This window comes from Thermotalea metallivorans, from assembly GCF_001562415.1.
GTDB classification, from domain to species: Bacteria; Bacillota; Clostridia; order Peptostreptococcales; family Thermotaleaceae; genus Thermotalea; species Thermotalea metallivorans.
Window position 1 is genome coordinate 1 of record NZ_LOEE01000026.1, and the last position, 17,256, is coordinate 17,256.

General features: G+C 40.6%; 12 protein-coding genes. 1 reads left to right on the top strand and 11 read right to left on the bottom strand.

The features are described 5' to 3' along the window. Positions 1-914: 914 nt before the first annotated feature. The 8 genes from AN619_RS04400 to purR form a co-directional block, all read right to left on the bottom strand. On the bottom strand, positions 915-1,922 hold the full coding sequence (locus AN619_RS04400; protein ID WP_242867329.1) for a peptidylprolyl isomerase: 1,008 nt from the start codon (positions 1,920-1,922) through the stop codon (positions 915-917). Positions 1,923-1,985: 63 nt separating this feature from the next. Next, positions 1,986-5,492, bottom strand: a complete 3,507-nt coding sequence (gene mfd, locus AN619_RS04405) for a transcription-repair coupling factor (protein WP_068555273.1) — start codon at positions 5,490-5,492, stop codon at positions 1,986-1,988. Positions 5,493-5,592: 100 nt separating this feature from the next. Beyond that, complete coding sequence (pth, locus tag AN619_RS04410; RefSeq protein WP_068555274.1) at positions 5,593-6,150, bottom strand: aminoacyl-tRNA hydrolase; 558 nt, start codon at positions 6,148-6,150, stop codon at positions 5,593-5,595. Positions 6,151-6,516: 366 nt separating this feature from the next. Further along, positions 6,517-8,514, bottom strand: coding sequence for a methyl-accepting chemotaxis protein (locus AN619_RS04415; RefSeq protein ID WP_198153237.1), 1,998 nt, complete (start codon positions 8,512-8,514; stop codon positions 6,517-6,519). A 194-nt stretch (positions 8,515-8,708) separates the two neighbouring features. Beyond that, the gene (locus AN619_RS04420) at positions 8,709-9,656 is read right to left on the bottom strand and encodes a ribose-phosphate diphosphokinase (RefSeq protein ID WP_068555276.1); all 948 of its coding nucleotides are present in this window, start codon (positions 9,654-9,656) and stop codon (positions 8,709-8,711) included. After that, positions 9,646-11,052 (bottom strand): bifunctional UDP-N-acetylglucosamine diphosphorylase/glucosamine-1-phosphate N-acetyltransferase GlmU, encoded by a 1,407-nt coding sequence (gene glmU, locus AN619_RS04425; RefSeq protein ID WP_068555277.1) that lies wholly within the window; start codon positions 11,050-11,052, stop codon positions 9,646-9,648. Before glmU ends, AN619_RS04420 begins: the two co-directional genes overlap by 11 nt. A 236-nt stretch (positions 11,053-11,288) precedes the next feature. Next, positions 11,289-11,561 carry a septation regulator SpoVG gene (gene spoVG, locus AN619_RS04430; protein WP_068555311.1) on the bottom strand — a complete coding sequence of 91 codons (273 nt, stop codon included), beginning with the start codon at positions 11,559-11,561 and terminating at the stop codon, positions 11,289-11,291. A 146-nt stretch (positions 11,562-11,707) separates the two neighbouring features. Next, on the bottom strand, positions 11,708-12,523 hold the full coding sequence (gene purR / locus AN619_RS04435) for a pur operon repressor (RefSeq protein WP_068555312.1): 816 nt from the start codon (positions 12,521-12,523) through the stop codon (positions 11,708-11,710). Between the two features lie 390 nt (positions 12,524-12,913). On the opposite strand from purR, the gene murC reads away from it, so the two are divergent. Continuing rightward, positions 12,914-14,323 (top strand): UDP-N-acetylmuramate--L-alanine ligase, encoded by a 1,410-nt coding sequence (murC, locus tag AN619_RS04440; RefSeq protein ID WP_068555278.1) that lies wholly within the window; start codon positions 12,914-12,916, stop codon positions 14,321-14,323. Between the two features lie 108 nt (positions 14,324-14,431). On the opposite strand, the gene AN619_RS15870 is transcribed toward murC, so the two are convergent. The 3 genes from AN619_RS15870 to AN619_RS04450 all read right to left on the bottom strand — a co-directional run bounded on the left by AN619_RS15870 (position 14,432) and on the right by AN619_RS04450 (position 17,071). Then, complete coding sequence (locus tag AN619_RS15870) at positions 14,432-14,569, bottom strand: hypothetical protein (RefSeq protein WP_157064909.1); 138 nt, start codon at positions 14,567-14,569, stop codon at positions 14,432-14,434. 120 nt (positions 14,570-14,689) lie between these two features. Next, positions 14,690-15,835, bottom strand: coding sequence for a hypothetical protein (locus tag AN619_RS04445; RefSeq protein ID WP_068555279.1), 1,146 nt, complete (start codon positions 15,833-15,835; stop codon positions 14,690-14,692). A 264-nt stretch (positions 15,836-16,099) separates the two neighbouring features. Beyond that, positions 16,100-17,071 carry an LCP family protein gene (locus AN619_RS04450; protein WP_198153238.1) on the bottom strand — a complete coding sequence of 324 codons (972 nt, stop codon included), beginning with the start codon at positions 17,069-17,071 and terminating at the stop codon, positions 16,100-16,102. Positions 17,072-17,256: the final 185 nt, after the last annotated feature.

Genomic DNA, 17,256 nt, shown 5'->3' on the forward strand with positions numbered 1-17,256 from the left:
AATTCATAGAATTCACCTCGAATACTTGATAATACAATTATTCGAGATAAAATCAAAAACTCCTTTTTGAAGCTCAGATATTTTCAAAATTATTTAAATTGGTAAAAATAGTTAGGCGGAATATGAGTTGTAAATTTGCATTCTAGTATTTATAACCCTATTCTTGATAGAACTAGAAATACCAGAATTCTCATAGCATCTGGAGCCCTAATTTTTTTCATGATAATCCCCCCATTTTTTGTTTATTTATGATCCTTACAGGTTTTGCATATCGTATAAATGTTTTTAATCATTCTGAGCTTCGTATAAATTTCATAATTTCTAAACAGAGGATTAGAATAAAGATAAATGATAACTTATTCCGACAATAAATAATTCATGTAAATAATCTTCCGAAAATAATAAACCGCCAATAAAGTGTCATCCAACAATAATCATTTCCTTTAACCCAAATTATTTAAATTCAATTTGTTTTAAATAAAATTACAAATTGCTTTACATCTGTCTATTACTAAATTATGAAAATCTGGGTTATGCTGTTCTTCAATGTAAATTATATATATTTTTCAATTAAATGTAAATATATAATTATTTTTTATATTTTTGCAAATCTTTTGTAATATAACTTTGCAAATTTAAAATAACTAAAGTTTGAAAACTGTATAAAATTAATAAACCCAGATATCTGCAATTCTACAAATATTAATCATATACAAAGTTATACCGTAGGAAACATTGAATCATAAATAGTATCTTCAACATCAGTTTTATGCCGATGAAAGACCTAAAGAAATCATGTGATTTAGGAGAATGAGTTTGCACTAACTTAAAGCCAACACACCAATTTACATGAAAAAATACAGTCAAATAATATATTAAAAAAATCTGTGGTTTCCCACAGATTTTTTTGAAGCTTATTTTATATTTTCTAAATTCTTTTCGATTTTCTTTTCCGCCTTGAGTGCATTAATTTTTTCGCTAATGCCTTCTTCCGTCAGCTTTCCCTTGATTTCTTCCTTTACAGAATCAAAAGGCTTCAACTCGCTCTTTTTGTCTACCACCTTAATAATATGATATCCATAATCTGTCTTCACCAAATCGCTGATTTCTCCTGGCTGCAGCTCAAAGGCCACCTTTTCAAATTCTTGAACCATCATGCCCTTTGGAAAATACCCCAAATCTCCTCCCTGCTTTGCAGAACCAGGATCTTGTGAAAACTCAATGGCAAGCTTTGCAAAATCTTCTCCGTTCTTTACCCTTTTCAACAATTCTTTTGCTTGCTCTTCGGCTTTTTTCACTTGGTCTTCCGGCATGGGCTTGCCGTCATCCCCTATAGTTTTCAAGAGAATATGGGAAGCCCTTACCTGCACATCCCTATATTCTTCAATATGATTGTCATAATAGTCTTGTAATTTCTTATCGTTTAAATCCAATTCTTTTTCCACTTCTTCTCTAAACTTTTTCACATACAATTCTGTTTTGATTTGTTCTTTGATAAAGTTTTCATCAATCTTATTCTCATCCAAAAACTTTTTTACTTCCGGCTGTTTTTCCATTTTCTCCTTATAATTTTTATATTGCTTTTCAACCTCTGCCGCATCAATCTCTACTTTATTTTTCTGCATATACTGAATAATTACCTCATCAGTAATTAATTTGTCCAACACATTTTCCTGAACAGCCTGCAGGAAGGTTTTTCCCCCTACATCCACACTCCAAATCTCTGTGCCGTAGACGCCTTCATAGTTTTTCTTAAAAATAGCCAAATTTTTATAATAGAAATCCTGACCGATTACCTTTCCGTCTACCTTTGCCACTGGCTTTCCATCCTTGCCGCCAATACCTCCGCTTTGGCATCCTGCTACAATCAACGCTGTGACAACTAGCAAAACGAGTATAACGACCCTTGCATTGCTTTTCATGGGTTTCACACATCCTCTCCCTTTTCTGCCTTTGATTTTTCCTATTTTTTATTATATATGAAATCAATTCCTATGAAAACCACTAATTTTTTCTAAGAAATTTCTTGATTCATCCAGCTTGCTTTCTTCTCCACCATGCTTCAGCCGAATATATGGCCCAACTCCCCCATGAATTTGAATCCTATTGCCATAACAATCCATCATGTATGCAATGATCTCCGGATTGATTCTACTGCTGTCATCAAATTGAAATTTGATATAGGATTCCCCTTCCGAGATATGGGATATCCCTAGATTTTGAGCCATGGCTTTGATATAGGAAATGGAAATCAAATTCATCACCGGCTGAGGAATTGTACCGAAACGGTCTTCAAGCTCCTCTTCAATATCATACACATCCTGTTTCCCCCGTAGGGATGCAATTTTCTTGTACACTTCCAGCTTGTGATTTTCGTTTGCAATATAATCCTCCGGCACAAAAGCATTTACATTGATCTCTATGGTTGTTTCTACAGTTTTGGCGACTTGTTCCCCTTTCATCTCCCGTATAGTATCTTCCAAGAGTTTGCAATACAGATCATACCCTATGGCAGCCATATGTCCATGCTGCTCTGCACCGATCAGGTTTCCTGCTCCTCTGATTTCCAGATCCCGCATAGCAATCTTGAAGCCGGAGCCAAATTCCGTGAATTCCTTAATGGCCTTCAGTCTTTTTTCAGCCACCTCCGTCAATACCTTATCTTTCTGGTAGGTTAAGTAAGCGTAGGCCAGTCGATTTGTTCTTCCTACCCTTCCTCTCAGCTGATACAATTGGGATAACCCCATTTTATCAGCATCATAGACGATGATGGTGTTCACATTGGATATATCCAGACCCGTTTCAATGATGGTAGTGCACACCAAGACATCAAACTCCCCATTCATGAAATCGATCATGACATTTTCCAACTCTCTTTCACTCATTTGCCCATGGCCTACGGCAATTCTCGCCTCCGGCACCAGTCTCCGCATCTTGGCAGCCATCTGTTGAATTCCCTTCACCCGGTTAAAGACAAAATAGACTTGTCCTCCGCGATGGATCTCTCGCAAAATGGCTTCCCTCACTACTTCATCATTATATTCCAATACATAGGTCTGTATAGGATATCTTTCTTCCGGAGGATCTTCGATAATACTCATATCCCTCAAGCCAATCAAGGACATATGCAGGGTTCGTGGAATTGGTGTAGCCGTCAACGTCAGTACATCCACATGCTTTTTGAGTTGTTTTAAAGCCTCTTTATGCTTTACCCCAAATCGCTGTTCCTCGTCGATAATAAGCAACCCTAAATCTTTCAACTGCACATCCTTTGACAGCAACCGATGGGTTCCCACAATGATATCAATGCTTCCGATCCTTAATTTTTCTATAATTTCATCCTGCTGACTTTCCGTACGGAACCTACTGAGCATTTCTATGGTGACAGGAAACTGGTTAAATCGCTGAATCAACGTATTGTAATGCTGTTGGGCCAATATGGTAGTAGGGACCAAAAAGGCCACTTGCTTGCCGTCCATGACACATTTGAAGGCTGCTCGAATGGCCACCTCCGTCTTCCCGTATCCCACATCTCCACAGAGCAATCGATCCATAGGCACCGGCTTTTCCATATCTTTTTTGATTTCTTCTATACATTTCAATTGATCCTGGGTCTCTTCATAGGGAAAAGCATCTTCAAACTGACGCTGCCAAGGGGTATCCGGCGAGAAGGCATGCCCCTTCATCATCTGACGGGCCGCATAAAGGGCTAACAAGTCCTTTGCCATATCCTCAATGGCACCTTTTACCTTGGCTTTGGCCTTCTTCCATTCCGACCCTCCCAATTTATTTAATTTTGGCTGAACACCATCGGCACCGATATATTTTTGAACCAGATCCATTTGCTCAATAGGTATATAAAGGGAGCCCCCATCGGAGTATTTTACATGCAAATAGTCTTTTTTGACCCCCTGCACCTTTAGCTGTTCAATACCTGCATATTTTCCGATGCCATGATTCTCATGAACCACATAATCGCCAATATTTAAGTCTATAAAAGATTTGATGGGCCTTGCATCCTTTTTTTTGGCAGTCGCCTTTTTCTTTTTGGAAATACCAAAAATTTCCTGATCTGTAATGACCAAAAATTTATTTCCATGATATTCAAAGCCCTTCGTCAATATGCCCTGCAGGATAAAAGTCTGCCCAGACAGAATTTCCCTATTCCTTTCCTCCAGATAAACGGTATCCACCTGATGATTCAGCAAAACTCCTTGGAGACTCTTTCCCCTTTCTACAGAACTGCAGAGCAAAATCGTTTTATAACCTTTGTATTTCCAGCGTTTTGCCTCTTCTATAAAAATATCCATCTTCCCGTGGAAGGACGGAGCCATTCTGGAAGAAAAATTGATGATATTTTTTGGAGGAAAATCAGGATTGTTTTTCGGCAAACTGGTCATGACAAAAACTTGTTTTTTGCTCAGCCGATTTAAAATATCCTCATAGGAAAATAAAAGATTTGCCTGCTCCGGCAATATCTCGCCTCTTTCCAATTTCTCTCTAAAGGCTTCCACAAACTCACGATACACATGATCGGCTTTTTCTCGAACCCTCGATGGCTCATCGATAAAGATCAGAGCATTTTCCTCAAAATCATCAAGGAAAGATACTGTTTCCTCATAAAAGTAGGTAATATAATTCTCCCAGTCTTTTCCCCCATAGCCTGTTTCTATTTCTTCCATCCATTGTGCTGCAGTCTCTTCCATTTTTTTTCGTGCATCGCCTTTCACCTTTTTCGGCAGATGCTTTATATCCTCTTGTAAGCCTTTCATGGCCTTCTCCCTTGCCTCTCTGTCCAGAATCATCTCCCGTGCAGGTGCAACAAAGACCTCTCTGACTTTTTCGATCGATAGTTGTGTTTCCAAATCAAAGCTGCGGATGGAATCAACTTCGTCATCAAAGAGTTCAATACGATAGGGCATGTCTGAAGTGATGGGGAAAAAGTCAATAATCCCCCCCCTTATGCTGAACTGTCCTTTTGCCTCCACCGTATCCGTTCTCTCGTAGCCTAATGTAAGGAAGCGCCTTATCGCATCGTCCAATTGAATCCTATCCCCGTATTGAATTTTCAAACAATACATGAAAAGCAAGTTTTTGGGAATCAATCGGTTCAACAGACTCTCTACAGAAGCCACCACAACGGAAGATTTTTTCTGTCCCATTTCGATCCGGATTCTTATTCTTTCCTCAATACTCTGGTGGCTGTAAGCATCAATAGGATATAAAATAATTTCCTTTGCCGGATACAAGTATATGCTTTCATCCATAAAACATTTCAAATCTTCAAAAATTTTTTTTGCCTGCAACTCATGATAGGTAATAATCAGACATTGTCTGTTTTCCATCAAGCTTAAGGCAGATACAATATGGGGGAGCTGGGCATCTACCAGTCCATGGATAGCCGAAGGATTCAATCCCTTCTCAATACTGTATCGCAGCTCGCGGAATTCCTTTAATTCCTTTATTCCTTCAATAAATACATTGAACGTCAATCTATTCACACCCTTCGATTCATTGCAACACCACAAGCCCAGATCTTTTCTACCTGGGCATGGCCGCCATATATTTGCACATCTGGAAAACCCATCTCATTTATCCATTGTATTGATTCATCGCTTCCTGGATGCCTTTTCCCAACATGGCCTCCACTGCTTCCGCAGCCCTTTGGATGGTCATGTCGATCAATTCCCGATCTTCCTTTGAAAATTTACCCAATACATAATCCCCTAAGTCTCCCCGCTGGGGTCTTCCAATACCGATTCTCACCCTGGTAAAATGATCGGTCTGAATTTCATAGACAATAGACCGCATGCCATTGTGGGTACCGGCACTTCCTTTGCCTCTAATCCTTAGTTTTCCCACTTCCAGATCAATATCATCATAAATGACAATCAATTGTTCAGGATCCAGCTTATAAAAATTTTGTATTTCCAATACCGTATGGCCACTTAGGTTCATATAGGTCTGGGGTTTCACCAGCATAGCCTTTTGGCCTGCGATCAGGCCCTCTCCCATCAAAGCTTTAAATTTTATTTTGTTTACGGGAATATTATGCTTATACGATAAATAATCTATGACATCAAAGCCTACATTATGTCTCGTACCTGCATACTGTCTCCCCGGATTTCCCAGTCCGACAACAACAAACATCCTTTTTGCACCCTTTCTCTATTGATACAGTCATCCATTATTATATCACATTTATATCACAAGAATTTCAGTTTCAATTTTTTCTTGTTGATTTTATCCCATTGTGCCATATGGATCGATCATTGCAGCGAATCACCGGCTGTCACCCGTTGACATCCATCAAAATAGCCGGGAAAACCCGGCTATCAGTCTGTAGAAAAAGTAACGGGATAAGTAAGAACCCTTGGAGATTTAGGCTTCGTCGCCAATCAGCAAGCCGCTTTTTCCCTTGTTTTTTTATTTAGAAAAGCGGCGCAGATCTGAGCAGGAAGCCAAATCTCAAGGGTTTGTCTACAAGCTAATAGCCGGGAAAACCCGGCTATTTGCCTATATCTTAAATCTGTTTAATTCATTGCTCAGCTGAGCCGCCAGCTCATTTAGTTTGTCTGCTGCCCTGGCTACTTCCTCAACGGCGGAGGTTTGCTGCTGCATGGAAGCACTTACTTCCTCGGAAGAGGCCGCAGTTTCTTCCGATACGGCCGAAATGTTCTCAATTGCAGCCACAATATTTTGGCTGTCCTTGTTCATCTCTACTACATATTGGCTAATTGCCTCTATCTTTTGGCTGATCAATTCAATAGATTTAGAAATATCCCCAAAGGATTTGCTTACTTCCCCTACAGCTTGTCCCTGTTCCTTATTGCGTTCCTTCACTTCTGCCATAATATTGACCGTTGATTTTGTATGATTTTGAATACTTAATACGATTTCTTTAATTTCATCGGCAGATTTTCCGGATTGTTCTGCCAGTTTCCGGATCTCATCGGCCACAACGGCAAAACCTCTTCCCGCATCACCGGCGCGGGCAGCTTCGATGGCTGCATTGAGGGCCAAAAGGTTGGTCTGCTCTGCAATACTGCTGATGGTATCCAAAATACCTCCGATATGCTGGGATTCACTGTCTAATTCTGTGACGGCCTCCACAATGCGCTGGGTCGCCTGATTGTTTAATCTTGTCTTATCCTTTAATACTTCTACTGCCTGTACCCCATTCATATTGGCATCCATTACTTGTTCCGATACCTTTGTCATTTCATAGGTACCTTCCGTCAATTTATTGAATTTATCCGCCAGATTGGAAACCAGCATGGAACCCTTCTCTGCTTCTGCCGCCTGTTCTGATGCCCCCTTGGCGATTTCCTCCACCGTTCGGGCTACCTCTTCCGCAGAAGCACTGGTTTCTTCGGATGTAGCTGCCAAAGTTTCCGAAGCGCTGCTTACTTCTGACGACACATGCCTTACTTGAGCCACCAGCTCCTTTAATCCTTCTACCATAACATTAAAGCTGTCGGCAAGCATTCCTACTTCATCCTTGGATTTTACCTGACAGCGGACGGTGAAATCCCCTTCCTTCATCCGTTCCATATCCTTTGCCAGAGTTTTCAGGGGTTTTGCAATACTATTAGATAATAATACCGATATTACAATGGCAGCGGCCAATGCAACAATACCAATCAGCAAGCTGGAATATAGAAGGGTTGTGTATTGGTTCTGAATTTCTTTTATGTACATGGTTGCCAATACCCGCCAGCCCACGCGGTCCATGGTAGTAAACACGCCGAATTTTTCTTCGTGGACGCCTTTTTCTTCCATCACATAGTCTACCACTCCGGACTTTTCCTTGCTGATGGCCTCAGCCACCTGAGGAACCGGTACAGGTTTTCCGATGAGTTCGTGATTAGGATGGGTCATGATATTGCCTGTTTTATCCAACAAGACCACATAGCCCATTTCCCCAATTTGGATGGCGTTAATCAATTTGGACAAATGTTCCAGGGAAACATCTAGGGCTACAACCCCTACAAATTCATTGTTGTTCCTGCTGTCATACACAGGCTTGGCAACGGAAACAACCACCTTTCCTGTCCCCGCATCCACATAGGGGTCTGTCCAGACCAGGCCGTTTTTCTTTACGGCATCCTGATACCAGGGCCTGGAAGTAGGATCATAGCCTTCCGGAAGCTCTGTGGCAGGATACAGGAACATTTGCTTATCCTTGGTGCCAATATAGACATTCAGCACATCGGGATGATTCTTGGCAAAATTCTCAAAGCCGTACATCATCCATTTAGGAGAGTCAGGATGAGACAGCACCTGTTCTACGTTGGCATCGGTAGCCAAAGTCCCCAAATTTTCTTCTAAGCCCCGCAGATAAAGATCTACCGAGTGGCCCACTTCATTTACGATGGAACCGGTGCTGTCCTTCAGATTTGCCTTCATCAAGTCTACGGATTTAAAAAAGGAATTGACTCCAAAGACTGCCATAGGCACAGCAATCAGGAGTATGAAACTGACAATCAATTTAAATCGGATTCCTCTTTTCACATAAAAGCCTCCTTCTCCATAAAAAAATAAAAAGATCATTTCAAAACATATTTCGACATTTTTTGTTGTTTTTATTATATGAAAATTTTGTGAATCATGCAATATTTTTGTAATCCCTTGCATCATGTATAGGAAAATTGCCGCATTTCCCGCAGGTCGTTGCAAAAAAAATGGCGGAAATTCATCCGCCTTCATTAATCAAACAACTTGCTTACGGAAAGATTCTCATAAATCCTTCGAATGGCCTCTGCAAAAATAGACGCTACCGACAAAGTAGTAATATTTTTTAATTTCTTTTCCTCGGGCAGGGGGATTGTATCCAGCACCACAAGCTCCTTGATGACAGAACTTTCAATCCGCTCGATGGCCGGCCCTGAAAGCACCGGATGGGTGCAGCAGGCATAAACTTCCTTCGCTCCAAAATCCTTTAATGCCTTTGCCCCTTGCGTAATCGTCCCTGCTGTGTCAATCATGTCATCCACGAGAATAACGTTTTTCCCTTCGATTTCGCCGATGATATTCATCACCTCAGATACATTGGCCTTCGGCCTTCTCTTATCAATGATGGCGATGGGCGTATCCAGCAGGTTTGCAAAGTTCCTGGCCCTTGTTACGCTGCCGAGGTCCGGCGATACCACCACCAAATCTTCCAGGGCAATTTTTTTAAAATATTCTGCTAAAATAGGCACACCCAATAAATGATCCACAGGGATATTAAAATATCCTTGAATCTGGGCGGCATGTAAATCCATCGTTAATACGCGATCTGCACCGGCTGTGGTAATAAGGTCTGCCACCAGTTTGGCCGTAATGGGATCCCTGGCCTTGGCCTTACGGTCTTGGCGTGCATAGCCATAGTAGGGGATGACCGCTGTAATTCTTCCGGCAGAAGCTCTTTTTAAAGCGTCAATCATGATTAAGAGCTCCATGAGATGGCGATTCACCGGTGCACAGGTGGATTGCACCACAAACACATCGGCACCCCTTACGGTTTCTCGAATATTTACAGCAATTTCCCCATCACTGAAGGAACCTACCTCTGCATCTCCCAACTTTACTCCTAAGACCTCACAAATTTTCAATGCCAAATCCTTGCTTGCATTTCCTGAAAAAACTTTTATCGTTTGTCCATTAATATTCATTTGTATCCTCCTTCAAATCCCTCTGCTTCAAGAGGCCTTTTCGCGCTACCCACCCCAGCTTATTTTCTTGCCTTGCCCTTGCTACCGAAAGGGCCCCTTCGGGAACCTCCTTCGTAATGGTAGAACCGGTAGCAATATAGCCATTTTTCTTTACGGTTATCGGTGCCACCAAGTTTACATTGCTGCCCACAAAGGCATAATCTTCCACTATGGTCTTGTACTTGTTCTTGCCGTCATAATTCACAAAGACAACACCGCAGCCGATGTTTACATGCTTTCCAACTTCCCCATCGCCAATATAGGCCAGATGGGACGCCTTGGAATAATCACCGATGGTAGAGTTTTTCACCTCAACAAAATCACCGATTTTTACATGCTGTCCCAGCCTGCTGTTCGGTCTTAAATAGGCATAAGGACCGATCTGACAATAATCATCCACGAAACTGTCAATAATCGTAGAACTCTGTATTTCTACATGATTTTTTATAATAGATCCTTCGATGCGGCAATTATGGCCGATCACGCAGTCCTCTCCAATTTCCGTATTCCCTTTGAGAATCACACCGGGATAGAGGACCGTATCTCTCCCGATTTTTACGCCTTTGTCCACATAGGTATGATAAGGATCGATAATCGTCACGCCTTCTTCCATCCATTGCTGGAGGATTCTTTTCCGCATGATTTCCTCTGCCTCAGCCAACTGAGCCCTGGAGTTAACTCCCATGATCTCCGTCCTGTCTGCTACCGTATAGGCTCCAACCCGATGACCCTCGCGATTAAGTATTTCCACCACATCAGTAATATAATATTCTTTTTGAGCATTGTCATTGGTAAGCTTTTTTAACGCTTCTTTAAGCAATTTTGAATTATAACAATACATTCCCGAATTGACTTCCTGGATTTCTTTTTCCTGTTTCGTTGCATCTTTGTGTTCTACGATTTTCTTGACAAGGCCATTCTCATCTCGAATAATCCTGCCGTACCCCGTAGGATCATCCAATTGGGCCGTTAAAACTGTAGCACCGTAATTTCCCTTTTGATGATAGTGGATCAATTCCCGGATGGTTTCCGACCTAATGAGGGGAGTATCCCCATAGAGCAGCAATACATAACCCTCATCCTCCAGATGACTTTCTGTTTGCATCACTGCATGCCCTGTTCCCAGTTGCTCCTTCTGCAGTACAAATTGAACCTTTCTATGTCCAATTGCCTTTTCCACTTGCTCTGCCTCATGACCAATCACCACAATCATGCGATCTACATCATTTTCCTCCGCTGCGTCAATCACATGCTCTACCATAGGTCTTCCCGCCACGGAATGAATTACCTTCGGAAGCTTCGATTTCATTCTGGTTCCAGCCCCTGCTGCTAAAATCACAGCAGTTATTGTACTCATCTGCGCCACTCCTTATTTTCAATAATTTTTCCCTAAGCTTACTCTCTTCTATTTTCCCGTCCTTTAGTATACCACTTTTTTAAAAAAACAAAAAGGGACTTGAACATCCCTTCCAAAAATTTCTCCATTTCGTCGCTGCAACCCAAAACCTCCTTAGAAAAATTGCTTTCTACTATAGTACAATTTCTCTAAGGAGGTTTTGTATCACATCCATTACCCGTACAGGATTTACTTTCTTACTCTTCTTCCTGCACATCTTTCACCTGCTCATACTGGGAAAGAATCGCTTCTTGTAATCGATTCCTCATCTCCGAGTTGATCGGATGAGCAATATCCCTAAAGTCACCTTCTCCCATCTTTCGACTGGGCATTGCAATAAACAATCCGTTTTGTCCTTCGATAATTTTGATGTCGTGTACTACAAATTCATTATCAAAAGTTACTGATACAATTGCTTTCATCTTGCCCTCATCATTTATTTTACGAATCCTTACATCAGTAACCTTCATTTTTTCACCACCTTCCCGGTCCCAACTTATAAGATGCATTACATATTCTCCACGAATCTTCAATTTCCTTCTGAAATATGTGAAAATTTACAATTTTTCGCGTCTCTATTCGTATCCTTCCTTGTGTCCAAAGAGCAAAAGAAGGCTTAGAACAATTTTTCGTTAGGATAAATCAATATTTGCTGACAAATCGGATCTACTTTATCCAATATCAGCAAAGGAACATAATCCTGCACCAATTTTTCCTTCGGCTCCCTTGTGGCAATCATCACTCCTATCCCTTTTACATGTCCTTCAAACTCTTGGATAATATCCGTCATGCCTTTCGCCGTACCTCCGGCCTTCATAAAATCATCGATAATAATGACATTGGCCCCATGTTTTATAGCCCTTTTCGCCACAGACATGGTTTGAATTTTTCCCGTGGATCCTGAAACATAGTTGATGCTTACGGTGGAGCCTTCCGTTACCTTGCTGTCCCTCCTCAATATAATCAAAGGCACATTCAATGCATTGGCCGTCATCATGGCAAGGGGAATGCCCTTTGTCTCCACTGTAACTACATAATCAATGGATTCTTCAACAAACTGAGTGGCAAAAATTTCTCCCATCTTCCTTACCAGAGACGGATTATAAATGATATCCGCCATGTATAAAAAGGCCCCCGGTATAATCCTGCCAGGATCCGACAACTTGTTGCTGATCTCCTCAAGGAATTTCTTGCTGTCTTCTCTGCTGATCAAGGGCATATATTTTACGCCGCCGGCTGCCCCGGCAATGGTTTCAATTTTCCCCAGATGCAAGTCTTCCATCAGTTTTTTGGCCACCACAATATCCTCACTGATGGTTGATTTGGCAGCATAAAATCTATCGGTAAAATAACTGAGGGTAAAAATCTCATTGGGATGATCACTAAGAATTTTGATTAATGCTCCAATTCTTTCGTTTCTCTTTAACTTCATCCTTTTTCGCTCCATTCCGAATATTTTCCTTGTTTGTATATAATTTTATTCGCTTTTACCAAAGGATTCAATATTTTTTCTAAATTTAAAGGAAATCTTTTTAAAAAATGAAATCAATTCTGTGCATTTTTTGCCACAAAGATCGTTCCCTATTCTTTCCTACATGTCATATAATTTCCTATATATTATAAAATATAATAGTATGATATAATTTCACTAGTGTCTTGCAGAAAGTTTTTTATTTCATTCTCCTATATATTCATAAAAAATATGTCAATACTACAAAGGAATCACTGCTATATTTTTCTGGAGTGCGATTTTCATATTCCCTGAAGATAAATTCAGTGCCAATCCAATCCTAATTTTATCTTCGAATTGGAGGAGAGAACAATGATCCATTTAGACTTAACGGAACAAGGTATAAAACACATTCATTTTATCGGCATCGGCGGCATCAGCATGAGTGGCATCGCCGAGCTATTGCTCAGTTTCAACTACATCGTTTCAGGTTCAGATACGCACCCTTCAAAAATAACGGAAAGGCTGTCCCAAAAAGGTGCAACCATACATATTGGCCACAGCAGCGAAAACATACAAGACTGCGATCTGGTTGTATATACTGCTGCCATTAAAACCGACAATCCAGAGCTGAAAAAAGCCAGAGAATTAAATATTCCCATCATCGATCGTGCTAAAATGCTTGGTCTATTGATGAAAAAATTTACAAACAGCATTGCCGTTTCCGGTACCCATGGAAAAACCACCACCACATCCATGGTTTCCCTCATTTTAGAACATAGCGGCTTTCAACCCACCATCCTTGTTGGGGGCGAATTGGATGAGATCGGGGGCAATATCAAAATAGGAGAAAGTGATTATCTGGTTACAGAGGCCTGTGAGTACGTAGAAAGCTTCTTAAAATTCTTTCCTACTTTAGGCATCATCCTCAATATTGAAGCAGATCATCTTGATTATTTCCGCGATCTTCAACATATTACTGAGGCTTTTACAAAATTCGCCCGGCTGATTCCGAAGGACGGACATTTGGTTGCCTTCCATGATGATGAAAATGTTCGCCTCCTCCTGCCCCAAGTAGATTGTCAGGTAATCACCTATGGAATGAAAGAAACCAGCGATTATATGGCCAAGAACATTCTTTACAATGAGATGGGTTTTCCATCCTTTGATGTTTATTTCAGAGGGGAATCCTTAGGCAGATTTCAACTAAGCATACCGGGATACCACAACATATGCAATGCATTGGCGGCCATTGCAGCCACCCATACCTTGGGAGCCCCAGTTGAAAAAATCAGGGAGAAATTAAATTATTTTCGAGGGACCCATAGGCGATTTGATATTCTAGGAACCGCTGGAGACAGAACCATAGTGGATGACTACGCCCATCATCCTACGGAAATTCAAGCAACTCTCCAAGCTGCTTCCAAATATCCTCATCATCGCCTCTGGTGTATTTTTCAACCCCATACTTTTACGCGGACAAAGTCTCTGTTAAATGATTTCGCCGTCTCCTTCCACTGGGCAGATAAAGTTATCATTGCGGATATCTACGCTGCCAGGGAAAAAGATACGGGTGAAATTCACGCAAAGGATTTGGTGCATGCCATTCGCCAACATCATCCAGATGTAATCTATATGGAAAATTTTGAAAAAATTGCAGAATATCTTTCTATCCATACCCAACCCAAGGATTTGGTTTTAACCATGGGTGCAGGAGATATTTACAAGGTTGGAGAAATGTTGTTGGAAAAACTTAAAAATACAAAGGCCGCCGCAGTATAATACAATATGCCCGAAAAGCAGTGTGCAAGAAAGATAAAAAGGTTAGGTGATTACATCCTAACCTCAGTCTGTAGAAAAAGTAAAGGGATAAGTAAGAACCCTTGAGATTTAGGCTTCATCGCGAATCAGCAAGCCGCTTTTCCCTTGTTTTTTTATTTGGAAAAGCGGCGCAGGTCTGAGCAGGAAGCCAAATTTCAAGGGTTTGTCTACAAGGTTCATAAACCCTTGAAATTTCAGCTTCGTCATCAATGGTTCCTAGAGAATGGCTGATAGGGAATAGCCCATAAGGATGGATCCTTGGCAGTAGCTAACAGCCGGTAACTGGCAGCTGGTGACTGAAGCAATAAAAATAAAGAATTCTTGTATTTATAGTACACTTATCGTACTTCGGATAGCCTCATCAATCCGCGGGCAATAATAATATCTTCCTTCAAAGGTAAGGTAATCCCTATATACCTGTACTACCTTACTTCGCCCGTCTATCATAAATGTCAGGATAAACGCCGGAAGGATCCGATCATCCATCCCTGTCACTTCCTTTGGTTTTGCATGGAGAATAGTTCTTGCCACTGTCCTAGGATAGTAGCTCTCATCTTCCAAATCATACTGGTTCTTTGCATCGTCAACAATAATTTTACTTGCTTTCAATAGATATTTGAGATCTGTTTTTGCCGCCTGAAATTTTACAGGATATTTTTCCAAGATATAGCTCCACAATTTCCCGTCATATTTATAATATGCATTCTGATCTAGGGAGTCGATTGTCAATAACTCCTCGTGCATCAAATGTATGCGATACTCCTGATGGTTTGTCTTCACCATAATGCTGTAGTCCGGATACTTCGCCGGTATTCCTATCACCTCTGTCTCATCTACCGGCGCTATCAGAGCAATCTTGCCGATCAATTCATCTATTTCTTTTTTGTCTAGATCCCACTGATGCTTTTCATCATTGGCGATAACCGTAATGGCCTTGGCATTTTTAAAAAGATCGCTTTGATGGTATTTTTTCATGTAAATTTTTTGCAGTTTTCCTACGAAGGTTTCCTGTTCATGGGGTTCTCCCGCAAAGATCATTGACTTTCCTTTCATATTCTCCACATAAAGATACGGAATATTCACCTTTAGTTTTATGTTCTTATTTTTCAAATGGAGAGCATAGGTATACACCTCTGCCCCTTGAGATGTATCTGCTTTTTCCAGCTTCATTCCCTTCAAATATGTTACAATCTCTTCCCTCTCTTGTTCATCCAACTCTATCATCTCTACAGGTCCATGAAAGCTTTCCAGGTAGATATCTTCGCCATCTTTAAGAAATTCTTCCATATCTGCAACATCGAATTTTTGTAGTTCTTTGGTTTCTACCACGTGGGTTTTTAAAGCACGCCTATCCATTTTTTCGTCAACGGCCTGTCGATTGTATACAATCATGTATGTAATTCCTGCACTGGCTATAGTCAGAAGGATGGCAAAAATAAGTAGAACGCCAAGCTTTTCTCTTTCTTTTTTCATCTGCAATCACCTCTATTTTACAAATAATTCCCTGACGGGCTTCTTATTCTCTATTATTTTCCTTATTCTTTATAATTTATGTGCATTCTCGACAACAAATACAAATAAAAAGCCATCGCGACAACAGGAAAATTAAAATGTAAATCCTATTTGCCTGCATCATGGGGATACCATTTACTTATATGTATATTCAACATATTTTTCAGAATACCTTTTCTATCGCTACCAAAGAAAAAGAACAGAGCGGTAAAATTTCTCCGCTCCTTATTCTTCATAGCTTTCTTGATAAATTTCAGTGATTAATTTTTCTGTACCATCAATATCATGTAGAAAATATGAGGGGCCTTTCTCTGTAGCCTTGCCGGGAAGAGAATAGGTTTGGATATCGTTTCTCGTCATTCCCACGGCATCCTTGGCATAAAGCAATATCTCTGGCAAGGACATATTGGTTTTGACATGTTTGAAAACAGTATTGGCAACAACAGGAAGCCTAAAGCTTAAAACTTTATCCATTGCCGCTTTCATAAACTGCTGTTGGGCTCTGATTCTTCCCAAATCTCCATCGGGATAGCCCCCACCGTCATTCCCTTTTCGAAATCTTAAAAAATGAATGGCATCTTTCCCTTTTAATACTTGAGTTCCTTTGGAAATTCTTATATGCAGAGGCGGTATATCATAGGGGTCGTCATATACCATGTCTATCGGTACATGGACTTTTACACCTCCTAAAGAATCTACGATTCTCTCTACGCCCGTATATGTTACTTTCACATAGCGATCAATAGGAATACCGGCCAATAGATCCCTTACGGCAGCCATCGTTCCTTCAATCCCCTCGTCACCATAGACTGCATTAATTTTTTTCTTATCTGCTGCATGTTGTCCTTTGCGAGGATAATACGTATCCCTCGGAACAGAAATCAAATCCAACTTCCCTTTTGTCGGATCAAAACTTGCTAATACAATGGTATCTGTTCTAGGGCCTTCCATGCCTAACAAAAGCACATTTATTCTTTTGCTTTCTTTTATCAGCCTTTTTAACTCGCTTTTTTCCGACTCCGGCTCTTCTTCCTCCACAGTATCTACTACCTCTATGGAAGAAGGGTCGTCCCCATGATCATTTTTCGTTTGGCCGACAGGTGCCGAGTAAAACTTAGCAAAAGTCCACAATCCTGCTCCCATGGCAAGGACAAAACTAACAAAAGCAATTAGGAAAATTTTCAAAAAAACTTTCATGGCCGAGCCGGCTCCTTTCAACATTTTTCTCTCTATTTTTATTCTAGCATAATTATTTTATTTTCTATTTTAAATTTATATTACATTCATACAGCAGCCAAGCACTCAGAAATTGCGTTTTTCCTCTATTTATTCTTTTTTTTAGAACTTTTTTCTATTTTGCTCCCCTAAAAAAAACAGCTGGA

What these genes read in the sequence shown, in the direction of transcription:
- AN619_RS04400 (WP_242867329.1), bottom strand. Translation starts at nt 1,922, where the DNA reads ATGAAAAGCAATGCAAGGGTCGTTATACTCGTTTTGCTAGTTGTCACA.
- pth (WP_068555274.1), bottom strand. Translation starts at nt 6,150, where the DNA reads ATGTTTGTTGTTGTCGGACTGGGAAATCCGGGGAGACAGTATGCAGGT.
- AN619_RS04420 (WP_068555276.1), bottom strand. Translation starts at nt 9,656, where the DNA reads ATGAATATTAATGGACAAACGATAAAAGTTTTTTCAGGAAATGCAAGC.
- glmU (WP_068555277.1), bottom strand. Translation starts at nt 11,052, where the DNA reads ATGAGTACAATAACTGCTGTGATTTTAGCAGCAGGGGCTGGAACCAGA.
- spoVG (WP_068555311.1), bottom strand. Translation starts at nt 11,561, where the DNA reads ATGAAGGTTACTGATGTAAGGATTCGTAAAATAAATGATGAGGGCAAG.
- purR (WP_068555312.1), bottom strand. Translation starts at nt 12,523, where the DNA reads ATGAAGTTAAAGAGAAACGAAAGAATTGGAGCATTAATCAAAATTCTT.
- murC (WP_068555278.1), top strand. Translation starts at nt 12,914, where the DNA reads ATGATCCATTTAGACTTAACGGAACAAGGTATAAAACACATTCATTTT.
- AN619_RS15870 (WP_157064909.1), bottom strand. Translation starts at nt 14,569, where the DNA reads ATGACGAAGCTGAAATTTCAAGGGTTTATGAACCTTGTAGACAAACCC.
- AN619_RS04445 (WP_068555279.1), bottom strand. Translation starts at nt 15,835, where the DNA reads ATGAAAAAAGAAAGAGAAAAGCTTGGCGTTCTACTTATTTTTGCCATC.
- AN619_RS04450 (WP_198153238.1), bottom strand. Translation starts at nt 17,071, where the DNA reads ATGAAAGTTTTTTTGAAAATTTTCCTAATTGCTTTTGTTAGTTTTGTC.